11 protein-coding genes are annotated in these 13,798 nt (G+C 36.0%); 5 read left to right on the plus strand and 6 right to left on the minus strand.

Annotation, left to right across the window (positions count from 1 at the left end):
- The first annotated feature begins 161 nt into the window (after positions 1–161).
- Complete coding sequence (locus F6K18_RS10855; RefSeq protein WP_287520778.1) at positions 162–1,214, plus strand: TauD/TfdA family dioxygenase; 1,053 nt, start codon at positions 162–164, stop codon at positions 1,212–1,214.
- A 557-nt stretch (positions 1,215–1,771) separates the two neighbouring features.
- On the opposite strand, the gene F6K18_RS10860 is transcribed toward F6K18_RS10855, so the two are convergent.
- Positions 1,772–1,993 (minus strand): hypothetical protein, encoded by a 222-nt coding sequence (locus tag F6K18_RS10860; RefSeq protein WP_287520779.1) that lies wholly within the window; start codon positions 1,991–1,993, stop codon positions 1,772–1,774.
- A gap of 94 nt (positions 1,994–2,087) precedes the next feature.
- On the opposite strand from F6K18_RS10860, the gene F6K18_RS10865 reads away from it, so the two are divergent.
- Positions 2,088–3,374, plus strand: coding sequence for a Glu/Leu/Phe/Val dehydrogenase (locus tag F6K18_RS10865; RefSeq protein WP_287520781.1), 1,287 nt, complete (start codon positions 2,088–2,090; stop codon positions 3,372–3,374).
- 166 nt (positions 3,375–3,540) lie between these two features.
- Here F6K18_RS10865 and F6K18_RS10870 read toward each other — a convergent pair whose 3' ends face one another.
- Positions 3,541–3,732, minus strand: coding sequence for a hypothetical protein (locus tag F6K18_RS10870; protein WP_124144134.1), 192 nt, complete (start codon positions 3,730–3,732; stop codon positions 3,541–3,543).
- 274 nt (positions 3,733–4,006) lie between these two features.
- Here F6K18_RS10870 and F6K18_RS10875 point away from each other — a divergent pair, with 274 nt between their 5' ends.
- Positions 4,007–4,345, plus strand: a complete 339-nt coding sequence (locus F6K18_RS10875) for a hypothetical protein (RefSeq protein ID WP_287520783.1) — start codon at positions 4,007–4,009, stop codon at positions 4,343–4,345.
- Between the two features lie 293 nt (positions 4,346–4,638).
- Positions 4,639–5,559 carry a sulfite exporter TauE/SafE family protein gene (locus tag F6K18_RS10880; protein WP_287520785.1) on the plus strand — a complete coding sequence of 307 codons (921 nt, stop codon included), beginning with the start codon at positions 4,639–4,641 and terminating at the stop codon, positions 5,557–5,559.
- Positions 5,560–6,287: 728 nt separating this feature from the next.
- On the opposite strand, the gene F6K18_RS10885 is transcribed toward F6K18_RS10880, so the two are convergent.
- The 4 genes from F6K18_RS10885 to F6K18_RS10900 form a co-directional block, all read right to left on the minus strand.
- Positions 6,288–7,964 (minus strand): FAD-dependent oxidoreductase, encoded by a 1,677-nt coding sequence (locus tag F6K18_RS10885; RefSeq protein ID WP_287520787.1) that lies wholly within the window; start codon positions 7,962–7,964, stop codon positions 6,288–6,290.
- A 474-nt stretch (positions 7,965–8,438) separates the two neighbouring features.
- Entirely contained in the window at positions 8,439–8,792 is a 354-nt protein-coding gene (locus F6K18_RS10890) for an Hpt domain-containing protein (protein ID WP_287520788.1), read from the minus strand.
- A 1-nt stretch (position 8,793) separates the two neighbouring features.
- Positions 8,794–9,036 carry a hypothetical protein gene (locus tag F6K18_RS10895; protein WP_287520790.1) on the minus strand — a complete coding sequence of 81 codons (243 nt, stop codon included), beginning with the start codon at positions 9,034–9,036 and terminating at the stop codon, positions 8,794–8,796.
- Between the two features lie 1,572 nt (positions 9,037–10,608).
- Positions 10,609–12,762, minus strand: coding sequence for a polyribonucleotide nucleotidyltransferase (locus F6K18_RS10900; protein ID WP_287520792.1), 2,154 nt, complete (start codon positions 12,760–12,762; stop codon positions 10,609–10,611).
- Between the two features lie 170 nt (positions 12,763–12,932).
- Here F6K18_RS10900 and F6K18_RS10905 point away from each other — a divergent pair, with 170 nt between their 5' ends.
- Complete coding sequence (locus F6K18_RS10905) at positions 12,933–13,163, plus strand: hypothetical protein (protein WP_287520794.1); 231 nt, start codon at positions 12,933–12,935, stop codon at positions 13,161–13,163.
- Positions 13,164–13,798: the final 635 nt, after the last annotated feature.

Genomic DNA, 13,798 nt, shown 5'->3' on the forward strand with positions numbered 1-13,798 from the left:
CCTATGATTTTCAGGATGATAAATAATTTCAAAAACAAAGATAATTCCAGTATGAATTCGGTCTTTAAATCTTAATTTCAGTAGTTAGTGTAAATATTACGCTAACTTTTTTTGTCCAAAGTCCAATTAAAGTCAGAGGTAAACGTTTCCACTATATCTGGTTGCGTGATAATTGCTTGAATCCTCAGTCTCGTAATCCAGATACTTTTCAGAGAATTTATGATTATACTGAGAATCCACAACCAAAACCATTATATGTAGAATTAAATGAAGAAGAATTGATTATTGATTGGGATGAAAAGCCTTCTCATCGCAGCATATATCCTATTTCCTGGCTGATGAAATATGCCTACGACCCAGATCCAAAGCAAATCTGCAACGAACCAAAACTTGTATTATGGGATCGATTTTGGTTCGATAAGCATCCTATAAAGCGACACGACGTTCATTCATGTCCACAATCACTGTGGATGGACGAACTTTGTGCCTTGGGATTTACGTTACTCAGTAATATGAGTATTGAAGAAATGGAATCTTTTCTCACAAAATCTATTGGACCAATCAATGGTACATTTGAGATAGTGAGTGATGTTAAACCTACTCCAGATGCTAAAGATTTGGGCGATTTAATGACAGGTCCAGAGGTATTGCCTCACAATGCTCATAACTATAAATTGAGCAAGTTCTTGATGCTGTTTTTCTATTGCGTCGAACATAACGCTAAAGGTGGCGAATCAATACTGGTTGATGGTTTTCGGGTTTGTGAAGATTTTCGTCAAAAGTATCCTGAATACTTCAAAATTTTGAGCGAAACTCCGATTGTTTTTCGTAAGTTTGACCCCCAGAATAATTATTATTTTTCTTATACTGCTCCGATTATTCAATTAGATACACAAGGTAATATATATCGCATCTGCTTTAACCAAAAAAATTGTGAACGAACTATCCCATTTGAGAAGACAGAAAGTTTTTATCAAGCTTACTCAATCTTCTATCACTATATGAAAAATCCAGCATATCAGTACCGCTTCCGTCTCAATGATGGAGACTGTTTGCTAATACATAATGTGAGGGTAATGCATGGACGGACAGCATTCGATCCTAGATCGGGAATTAGACATCTTAAAGCAGGATTTGTGGATTGGGACTACTTTATAGCGCGGCGTAACTTCTATCAAAGCAAGCATTTGTACTTACAGCAGTTTTCTAGTTGATGAGGTACAAAGTTTTATTGTTCTAGGGAACAGGGAATAGGAAATATAAGAATAGTCCTATAAGTAGGGCTTGCTGATTAATTATAAAAGTATTGACAGATAAAGGTTTTAGCGTTTTAGAGTTGAAAAAAGTACCAGCTTTTCGGCAGAAAAAGCTCAAAAAGCTAGTATCTTAGGATGATTATGGCAGGCAGAAAAATTGAGAGACAATTCTTACTCCTACCTCTTCTAAATTCCCATTTCTCCTGTCTCCTGTCTCCTGTCTCCTGTCTCCTACCCCAGCAAAAAGACTTTCCATACGCAAACCCTAAGTATACCTCACTATCCTCAAAAGTGCTGTAAGTTAATAGAAATCTTCAGAAAAGTAGGGAGTAGGGAGTAGGGGGAAATAATTGATAATTGCTGTGCCATAATTGATATTAAATCCGGTAGCATCAGTGTTATTCAGTACTTAAAGATAAGAGTCCATATTGTAGGGGCAAATGGCATTCTCCCTTAACCACTATATGACGACAATAGAACTATATTACTCCCAAGCCAACGGATTTGATATGATTTTATTTTTTGGCGTTGGTGAAAAGAGGTATGATATCTGTCCGGATAAGAGCGCGATAGAACTCCGTTCCGCTTACCTGACCAAAAAACTTTCTCCTTATACTCGGGATTTCTTCTTCTTTCTTCCCTCCTGACTCAGTCCGACTGAATTCCCCTCCTGGGAGGGGCAGGGGTGGGTTGACTCCTAAGTAATTAAGATTAATATCATACACGCGCTTCAGCAACGCCGTTATTCTTTATTTTTCTTAATCATTACAGTGAATCAAGAGATTTATGATCTAAATACCAACATAATTTTATTCATCAAAATAGGTATTTATGTCAGATTCTTTATTTGCTGATGCGAGTCTCAGGTTAGAAAAAGCATTAAAATATGTCTCTCTTTCTGAAGATACAAAAGAGCGCCTCAAATATCCGAAAGCTAGCTTAATAGTATCAATTCCTGTCCGGATGGATGATGGTTCATTACGAGTTTTTCAAGGTTATCGAGTTCGTTATGATGATACAAGAGGACCGACAAAAGGTGGTATTCGTTATCATCCAAATGTTTCTATTGATGAGGTAAAATCTTTAGCTTTTTGGATGACTTTTAAATGTGCAGTTGTGAGTTTACCTTTTGGTGGAGCGAAGGGTGGAATTACTGTTAATCCTAAAGAGTTATCTCGGATGGAATTGGAACGTTTGAGTCGTGGATATATTGATGCGATCGCTGATTTTATTGGTCCTGATGTGGATATTCCCGCACCTGATATGTACACTAACCCGATGATAATGGGTTGGATGATGGATGAGTATAGTATTATTCGCAGACAATTAATTCCGGCAGTTATTACAGGTAAACCTGTTACTATTGGTGGTAGTTTAGGCAGAAATACGGCAACATCAATGGGTGCTTTTTTTACTATTGAAACTATCATGTCCAAGTTTGGATATATTCCGGAAAAAACTACAGTTGCAGTACAAGGTTTTGGTAATGTAGGAGCATTTTTGGCAGAGTTACTTTGTCAAGCTGGTTATAAAGTAGTTGCTGTTAGTGATTCTCAGGGTGGTATTTATTCTTCAAAGGGTTTAGATATTCCTAGTATTCGAAAATATAAGGAGTCTAATAAGGGTATTCAAGCTGTTTATTGTCAAGGTAGTGTTTGTAATATTGTTGAGCATCAAGTTTTGACTAATAAAGAACTTTTAGCTTTAGATGTTGATATATTAATTCCTGCTGCTTTGGAGAATCAAATTACTGAGGAAAGTGTCAAAGATATTAAAGCAAAATTTATCTTTGAAGCTGCAAATGGTCCGACTACTTCTGCTGCAGATATAATTTTAGAAGACCGTGGAATTTATGTATTTCCTGATATTTTGGTTAACGCTGGTGGTGTGACTGTAAGTTATTTTGAGTGGGTACAAAATCGGAGTGGTTTGTATTGGACTTTAGATGAAATTAATCAACGCTTGAAAGAAAAAATGTTAGCAGAAACAGAGCAAATTTGGCAAATATCTCAAGAGTTGTCTGTTTCGATGCGAACTGCTGCTTATGTGCATGGGTTAAATAGATTGGGAGAGGCAATAAATGCTAAAGGAACTAGGGCATATTATATGAAGGATTAATGTATACCGAGAGTTTTAGACCATTCTTTGAAAATCATCATTATTAAAGAATTAAGAGTGGGAACTTTACAATCTATTATTCGTAATTCAGGTTTACCTCATTCCTTGTTTGAGGTTGATGAATGAAGAAGCGATCGCCCCTGGCAGCTATAAAGTTACCCACTTATCAACAGATATCACGAAGATGTTTGGCAAATTGTCTGAGAATACTTACTGCTAAAAATTCTGGAGATTCTAGCTTTTCATTTATGCGGTTGTCATCTTTATCAGTCTTTTTCCCCGTAATTATTTCGCCTTCCCCTTCTTTAAAGTCTAAAAACTTAAAAGGTTTTCCTCTTTGTGATCTTCTCCACCGCAACAATTCTTCAGTAATATAAGGACTTTTTATTCTTTCAGGAATGGCAAGATGATATGTAATATCATGTTCGGACGGGTCAGTTATAATAAAATTTAAGGACTCCGGGTATCGACAGTACCAAACAAATACTTAAATTATCAATACCCCCAATACCAATATTTGTTCTTTTTCTCCAATATTTCCTCCTGACTCCTGAGGACTGACTCCTGAGGACTCACAACAGTCATTTATAAGTATTCAACCGAACATGATATAATGCCAGTTTAATAAATTTTTGCTACGAATAGTTAGGCTATTTCTTAGGAGTCAACCCACCCCTAACCCCTCCCAGGAGGGTGACTCAGTCGGACCGAGTCACACGGGAATTGCTTCAATACCAGTTTTAACGGTCGTAAATTCTCTTTTTCTCTTGGTGCGCTACCAGGTGCGACTAGCGTCGTCGAGGGGTCGCACCGCTGTCTTGGTCGATGGTCGACCAGCGAGGTTCCCTCGCCATCCCACCCTACGGGAAGCTCCGAAGATCGACCGCTTTGTCAAAGGTACATTTCCTGCAAAATCTTTTGATCGCACTTATTATTCAAACACATTATTTTTTCACGCTTGGTATAATTAAAGGCGATTTTTTTTCTTTATATTTGAGTTCAAATACTATATTTCCTTGAGTATTTCTAGTTCGTAGTTCTCGAAATTTACCTCTTTTTTCCCAAGCTTTTCTCAGCCCATCTGGGGATAATATTCATCAGGATTGAATATCTGTTATAGTTATGGAATTTCTCAGATATCTATTTTGGCAATAAATTTTGAGCAAGAAGAAAGAATTAGGATACAATGACTGGAGTTTTCTAAAAAGAACTTATTTAGATAACTTAGATTGCCTACTATAAAAAATTGAAAATTTTAAATTAAATGACTTTTATAGAATTATTTATTCTGGCTGTTTCTGGATTATTTGCTGGTGTATTGGCTGGATTTTTAGGTATTGGTGGTGGTACTATTCTCGTACCTTTATTAGTGACATTAGGATATGAACCTATACAAGCAGTTGCTACTAGCACTTTATCAATTATAATTACGGCTACTTCTGGTAGTATTCAAAACTGGAAAATGGGATATTTAAGTATTAGTCGAGTGCTAGGAATAGGGTTTGCGGCTTTGATTACTGCTCAGTTGGGGGTATATTTTGCCAATTTATTTGCTTCTCGTTGGTTGTTATTTGCTTTTGGATTATTTCTAGCTTTGAATATCTATTTAGTGGAGTTTCGTAAACGGATAACGATGAAGAAAAAGCAAGACGAAGAATTACAAAATAATCAGCAGGAAAATCTTAAAGTCAAAGCAGAAAATACTAATAATCAAGATTTTGTAGTGGAATTTATTTTGCCATTTACTCCCCATCCTTTACCATTAATGTTTGAGAAAATAGTCAAAGAAATAAATTATCAATTTCCAGATAAATATATGAAGGTTATTGCTAGAGTTATTACTGGTAGTTTGGCTGGATTATTAGCAGGTGTATTTGGTGTGGGAGGTGGTGTAATTATAGTACCTTTGCAAATATTATTATTAGGTGAAAGTATTAAGGTAGCTATTCAAACTAGCTTAGGAGTGATTGTAATTACAGCTTTTTCTGCTTGTATAGGTCATGGGATTAGAGGTAATGTTTTATGGGAACCTGGAGCATTATTAGGATTTGGTGGTTTATTAGGTGTTCAATTTAGTACGAGATTTCTGCCTAAATTACCAGACAAAGTTATCAGTTTAGCTTTTCGTGGATTATTAGCAATTCTATCAATTTATATTTTTGGGCAAGCTATTATCAAAAATTAGGGTTTGCGTATGGAAAGTCTTTTTGCTGGGGTAGGAGACAGGAGACAGGAGACAGGAGACAGAATAAATAGGAATTTAGAGGAGGTAGGAGTAAGAATTGTCCCTTGATTTTTCTGCCCAACTCTTGCCTAAAATACTAACTTTTTGAGCCTTTTATATTAAATCCGGTTGAATACTTATTATATAGTTAGTTGGCAGAGATGGGGAGGTGGGGAGATGGGGAGGTGGGGAGGTTGAATATTGAAGTATGGATAGAATTATAAACATATACTGTATAACCCGATTCTATATTAGACTGAAAACCATGCACTTTTTTCGACCCCAAAAAGGCTAAAGTCTTTATATATCAATGCTTTTAGATTTAATCAGCAAGCCCTAATTAGATTTTATAGCAGAAGGAAGAAGGAAGAAAGAAGAAGGAAAAACCTTGCTTTGTTTGAGTTTTAAGCTTTTTATCTGTCCTAACCTTTGCTTCGACTACTATATATGAAATACCAAAAATAATGCTATGCTTATTGATGACTTTATTATATTAAATAATAAGTTGAATTCGGTAATGCGAGTGAAGAATTATAGCTATGAACTTACAGGAGATTCGGTCGTATATGAAGTACAAATATTAATGTTGAAATCTCTGTAGTGCGGGCATCTTGCCCGCTAGTACTTTACCTGAGTGAGATGAAATTTTCTATAAGATATATTACTCCCTACTCCCTATTCCCTTTAGGTTATTTTACATGACTATAATCTCTACCTCCAGTTCGATTTTCACCTCTTAATTTTGTCTTTTTACCAGTTAATTGTTCTAATTTTTCCCGAACTTCAGCAGAAGTGATTTGATTTAAGGGTATACCTTTTTGATTTGCCATAGCTGCTGCTACTCCTATTGCTTGTCCTTGATAAATACTCATAGTTTGAATTCTTGCTACTGCTACAGCAATTCCTATATATCCAGATGAGCGTCCGACAACTGCTAAATTATTCACATTTTTAGCTAAAGCACTTTCAATTCCAAAGTTATATCTCGGTAGAGGCAAATAATTAATACCTAAACCTTTAACACCACCCCGAAAATCAAATTCATAAGAAAAAGTACCAATAGAATTTTCTGCTGAAGTACCCCCTTGAAGAATTTCTTTTCCTGTCAATGGATCAACAACATCCGTAATATTTAAACTATGTCTAATATAAACTTCAGAAGGTAAAATTACTTTGACATCTTTCCCTGACATTTTTCTCAACCAAGCTTCAAGTTCCTGCATTTCTGTAATCATGTCTTGAGTTGGTTGAAAGTTATTATTTTCTATTTCTCTCACTTTTTGACTGTTATATTTAAACAAAAATCCATTCAAAGATAATTCCCGTTGACCCACACGACAAATATTCAGCTTATCAAATAAAAATACTGATGATAAATCTAGATTAAAAGAGTGTTTTCTATGAATATGATAAGCCCCTGCTAAAGCAATACTTCTGTTAATATAGCCATCTTTATATGTTTTAATTATTGGCAATCTAAATTTTTTTAGGGTAAATTTAGCATCTATTGGTGCTTGGTCTGCTTGAATTTTTGTCTTAATTTTTGCCATTTTTTGACGGTTAAACAGTATTTTTGATTCTATTTTTTTGAATTCGTAAATACTTAAACCAGTCACTGTGGGAACAATAGAAGTTGCGATAGTTTCATCCCATAGTTGTGGGTTTTGTGATGCAAATCCTAAATAGTAAGGTACACCAGCTTTTCTTGCTAGTTCTGCATCTTGAGTGGTGTCTATAAAAGCAGCAGCTTTGACTCTAATATTTGTGTCGTCGATCTGTACAAATTTAATTTTTCTATTCTCGACATAAGGTGTAAGAGAAGCATTAGAAATAACTACAATTCCCGCCGCTTCTAACATTTCTTTCATTGCTTTTGTTGCTTTGTCTGGAGCAACACAAGCTTCGACAACTTTTGCTTTTTTCAAAAAGTTAAGAAAGCACTGAGAATATGGTCGATATTGCCAATCTGGTGTTTTATCATAGTCAAGATAAGCTAATCCACTTCGTGTGAGTAAACCACCTAGAGCTACATTTTCAGAATTGGAACGTATTAGTACAACTTTACCTGTCTTTCCTAATGTTTTTTTAGCCGAAATAGCAGCACATATTCCTTGAAGTTCATCTCCATAAATTACGATGTCGAAGTTTTTATAAGTTGCTAGTGGAGGTTTTGGTAGTTTAGATACTGAAGGGGAAGGAGCTGCAGTAGTAAGTGAATTATTGCTAGTATTTGCTGTTGTTAATTTATGCCAAAATGTAGAGATAAAATTATTACTAACTTGAGGTAAGTATTGAGCAGTGCTTAATGGAATTAATGATAGAAGTGCTGTAATTAAAATTAATTTTTTTGGGGAATTAGAAGACATAATATTTTGAGTATTTAGAGAAAATAATACTTTTCAATATTGATTGACAAATTTTTATTTGTCAGGTGGGCAAATTTTATCAAAATTACTATACCACTATATATTAGATATCTCCAGAAAACAGGGAATAGAGAACAGAGAACAGGGAGAAATAATTGATCTTTCTTATAGATAAGAATTGATTTTATTTTTGATTTTTACCAGATGTCTATTGCTAAGATTAAAAATTTTCGGTGGTCCTGCATTGTAATTATTTTTGTTACCAGACATGGTGGTGGGAGCATCTTGTTCCCTCGCAGACAGGATCGCTAGGACAGGATGCCCCCACTAGATATTGCTTATTCCTATTTAGCATTATACGAGCAGGACTAATATCATGTCCGCACTTTATCGTTTGTGTAAACCCAAGGGTGAATATCTACAGGAAATTTAAGTTTTTTTCTTCCTCTTGCCTCTTCCTTCTTCCTTATTAGACTAAAGAAACTTAATTAACTCCTTTCTAGCTTCTTCATAACGCTCTTCCAATAGCTGCACTAAATGCTCGATATCTGCAAAATCTTGATTTTTGGCCTTAGTTTCCAACTGTCGGCAAACCTTTACTACACCTAAAGTTCCTAAAGTAGAACTACCACCTTTGAGAGTATGAGCAGAATGTTTCAAACCTTTAGCATTCTGTTTGGCGATCGCTTGTTTAATTTCTGTAAGATGTCGGGGAGTTTCCCGGTCTAAATATAGGTGTGTCATTTTTTTGACTAACTCAGGTTTAGTTTCTGCCATAGACACGATCATTGCAGGTGGTAATTCATTTTGAGATTTTAATTTTCGCAATTCAAAACCGCAATAATCTTCTTCCTTTTCTCAGTTCTTGTTGAGCTAGCCTAGTTTTTGTAATATCATTTGTTACAGCAAGTATATACTTTTCACCATCAATTTCTATAACTTCTGCTGATAATAAGACTGTTTTTATTACACCATCTTTAGTTTTGATGTCAAGTTTATAATAGCGTTGAAATTTGGGAAAATATTCTAAATCTAGTTCGCCAGTTTTTACTGCAGAACTATCAATTTTCATAAATAAATATGGAATCTTTGTGTAAGTTTTTGTCCGTTTTTCTACCCGACTGCTAATTTATTTTTGGAGCTGATTAACAATTTCATTAACTGCTGTTTGGCTATGAACTAATGACAACCATCCTAGTATGCTAATAAAAGCGCATATTTGTCATACTACTGGTAAGGTCTGAAGCAAACGTAATGGCAGTTGTTTTTTAATTCTGGGGTGAAATAGTTTCTTAAATTTTGCCATGATACCTTTTTTCTTCAGATATTATAGCGCTGTGCGCAGGCAACAGGCAACAGGCAAAAGGGGGAATAAATTGCCGATAATATAAGATTTTAGCTATTTGGCCTCTCCTGCAATTTGTAAATATACCAGCGCTCATTGCTATAATTTTTCTCATATAATATAAATGAAAATAATATTAGGAGAGCAAAAAATATTACAGCAGATTCCAAGTATATGAGGTACAAATATTAGCGTTTGCTACGCTAACGCAAAGCTTAACAGATGTTCCCAGTGCGGGCATCTTGCCTGCGAAGGGTGTACCTCACGCCTGATGAAATCTGCTGTAGATTGCCGTTTTTTTTCACTACCACAAATTATTCTATTAATATAATAATAATCATAAAAAAAGTTCTTATTCTTTTCTTCATTCTCTTTTTTAACAAAATTTTCTTGCTATTTATATTTATAGGTATGTTTATCAGAGAATAAACAAATATTTATTTATTAATAATTTATTAATCTAAAAATGACTGTGAAATCTAAGTAATATCATGTCCGTTTAATCAGTGATAAAATAGTAATAAAAAACTTTCTTCTTCTTTCCTTCTGACTCCTGACTCCTCCATCGTTATTTATAAGTATTCAACCGAACATGAGAACAGTGGTGATAAATAAATATAAAACTTTCAGAGGTATATTTCAGGTAAAGTGAAATACTTTTTAATCAAAATTTCCTGTTTTATTTTCCCTCTTATAAGCATTTTATATTTAATTTTACCGAATAATTAAGGTTTAAAGCCTCTCCTTTAAAGGAGAAAAAAGCGGTCGATCTTCGGAGCTTCCCGTAGGGTGGGGTGGCGAGGAAATCTTGCCATATCCAATCGACCAAGAGAAGAAAAAAAGAATTCATTATTAGTCAATCCTCTTCTTTTCAAGGAGAGGTAATTATTAATTATTAATTATTAATTATTAATTATTAATTATTAATTATTGAACAACCTACTTACCAAGTCAAAAGTGTGCCAGTTAATGGGATATTTCCAAACAAAAACTTAAATTTTCTATCGGCACAATAACAACAGAATGATTATTACCCATTTCTGACGTTTTACTTTTGACTTGTAACTATCCTTAACTAGCTATTAGCTTTTAGCATTCAGTTAGCCTCTTGCAGAGGAACTGCCTCTTTTCCTACGGAATGCTGCGCAAACAGAGGAGCTTTCCTATGGTCATGCTGCGCAAACGCTAACGTTAACAGCTTTTTGCAGCTCTGGGTATAAATTCCCTTTCCGTTCCGGAATGCTACGCAAACGCACACATTTACTGCTGACTGCTGACTGCTGATTGCTGATCGCTTATTTAAGAAATCATTGCATTAGCACGAGCAGCAGCAGCTTCATCAGGATGAATATTCAAACGAGTTAAATTCACCCGACCCTTAGCATCAATTTCTCGTACCTTAACAATTACTTCATCTCCAATTGCTAACTCATCTTCAACTTTACCAACACGATAATCTGCAATTTGGGATATATGAACCATTCCTTCTTTTCCTGGAAACACTTCCACAAAAGCACCGATAGGAATAATTCGAGTCACACGACCAACATAAACATCCCCAGCATTCAGTTTCTTGGTCATACCTTGGATAATATTGCAAGCTTGTTTAGCCTTTTCGCCATCAGTCGCTGCAATAGTCACCGTGCCATCATCATCAATATCAATTTTGACACCCGTTTCCTCGGTAATACCCTTGATAGTTTTACCACCAGGTCCAATCACTAAACCAATCATGTCTGGACTAATCTTAAATGTTAATAGTCGTGGTGCATAAGGTGACATATCTGGGCGAGCTTGATCGATAGTACCAAGCATCTTTTCCAGAATATGTAACCGCGCAGGTTTAGCTTGATGAATTGCATCAGAAATTACGGTTAGAGGCAAACCTGTAATTTTCATATCCATCTGCAAAGCTGTGATACCACTATCAGTACCAGCGACTTTGAAGTCCATATCACCCAAGAAGTCTTCTATACCTTGAATATCTGTCAGGATACGAACTTCATCACCTTCTTTAATTAAACCCATAGCTGCTCCACTTACAGGTTTCGTAATAGGAACACCAGCATCCATTAAACCCAAGGTCGAAGCACAAACGGAACCCATAGAAGTTGAACCATTTGAAGAAAGCACCTCTGAAACCACTCGAATAACATAGGGAAAAATATCAGCTGTTGGTATAACTGGGTTCAACGCACGTTCAGCTAAAGCACCGTGACCTATTTCCCGACGACCAGGCGATCGCAATGGTTTAGTTTCTCCTACAGAAAAAGGAGGGAAATTATAGTGGTGCAGATAACGTTTTTCGTCTTGGGGGTGTAAGTCGTCTGCTAATTCTTGAGCATCACCAGGAGTTCCCAGAGTTACCGCAGACATTACTTGAGTCAAACCTCGATTAAATAGAGAGCTACCGTGGACTCGCTGTGGTAAAACTCCTACCCGACAAGAAACAGGACGAACTTCATCCAACTTGCGACCATCAACCCTGATGCCTTCATCAATAATTTGTTTACGCATCAGTTTTTTGGTGACGCTCTTAAAAACGTTCCCTAGCAACATCTTGTCAGATTCAACCAAGACCCTCAGATCATCTTCTTCCGGCAGTTCGGCGATCGCTTCTGCAATAGACTCTTTAATTGCATCGAGTTTTTCGTCACGCTGATTTTTATCCAGGTCGTATTCAGATAATACCTGTTTGATCGACTCTGTTGCTTTGTCTTTGATATAGTCTTCTAAAGTTGGGTCTACTTCCGGAGCTTCCGACTCAACAAGTTCAATACCCATTTCCGCAATAATTTCTCGTTGAGCTTGAATAAGGTCACAAACTGCTTCATAACCAAAATCAATTGCTTCAATAATATCCTGTTCTGGCAATTGATTTGCTCCTGCTTCTACCATAATCACCCCTTGAGGAGACCCAGCAACAACCAAATCTAAATCGCCATTTTTGACTTCACGGTAAGTTGGATTGATAATAAAATCGTCTCCTACCAAACCTACCCGCACTGCTGCCATTGGGCCATAAAATGGTAATTGAGCTAGTAATACTGCCACAGAAGCACCCGTCACAGCTAGCACATCTGGTGGCACCTCTTCATCCATGGACAAAGTTGTGGCCACAATTTGAATATCATTACGCAACCAGCTTGGAAATAAAGGGCGTAGCGGCCTATCAATCAAACGACCAGTAAGTGTCACCTTTTCTGGTGGGCGACCTTCCCGACGCAAAAAACCACCAGGAATTTTACCACCAGCGTAGAGTCTTTCTTCGTAGTCCACCAAAAGAGGTAGGAAATCTATTCCTTCTCTACCTTTGGAGGTGGTGGCCGTCACTAACACTGCTGTGTCTCCTGACTCTATCATCACGGCACCACCAGCTTGAGGCGCAAATAAACCAACTTTTAGTCTAATATCCCGTCCATCAAAGGATATGGATTTGTCTATCTCTTCCATCCAGTTTTTTTTCCTTCTCTAATCATATATTCTTTCGCTTCTGTGGAAATCGTAACACTGTTACTGGGGCAATTGTTAGGTGGATTAGGTCAAAAGTCTAAAATAAAACGTCAAAAGTCTAAGATCAAATGTAATATTCTTGCTGTGACTAAGTTTGAGAAGTTGATTCCTTGGTTCAGATCGAATTATTAACTTACGTTAAGGAAGAAGTAAGAAGCAAGAAGGGGTTTAGTTTTCTACCACAGAAGAAAAATTTGGTATTGTCTGAATTTTCAGCTTTTGATATGTCCGCTAAAGAAGCAGGAAGGGGTTCAGTTTGCTACCACAGAAGGAAAAATTTGCCATTGTCTGAATTTTCAGCTTTTGATATGTTCGCGCCCTTTGCTTCGACTGCTATATAGCTGTCCTAAATAGGTTTTGAGCAAATATTTAGTTATCTAAAATACTAAGGGTTACTTCTGTTGATATGTAGCTAATATTCATATTCTATCTAGGATGGCTATGTTTTTAAGGTGAATACTATTAGACATCCCCAAAAATTAAAAATTAAATCAATTCTTATCCATAAATTATCAATTACTTTTCACTATTCCCTATTCCCTCTTTTGGAGGAGATGTCTATTAATTGATACTAGAGAGTAGAATCTTGATGAACATAAACAGCTATAATAGTTTTACTTAACAACCTTCTATAGTCAATGATGGAGGCTGCATCGAGTTATTTTAACTCGGATGCCGTTTTTTATTTCTAAATTTGATTATTCAAGAATTTTTATTAGAAAAGATGAGTAATCAAAATATAACCGTAAGTATTCAGCCGTCAGCTATTAGCTAGCCTCCTATCGGAGGAACTGCGCAATTCAGCTATTAATTTTGGGGAAGGTAAAAATAATTGATAAATTGAGACAGAATAAAAATTACTGTTAAAATCTCCTTCCTAAACCTTAGAAGTAATCAATAATTACTAATTGCTGATAGCTGACTGCGAGCTAGCTGTTAGCTCCGCATAATTAAGGTTTAAAGCCTCTCCTTTAAA

The sequence above is a fragment of the Okeania sp. SIO2C2 genome (assembly GCF_010692625.1).
GTDB lineage: Bacteria > Cyanobacteriota > Cyanobacteriia > Cyanobacteriales > Microcoleaceae > Okeania > Okeania hirsuta.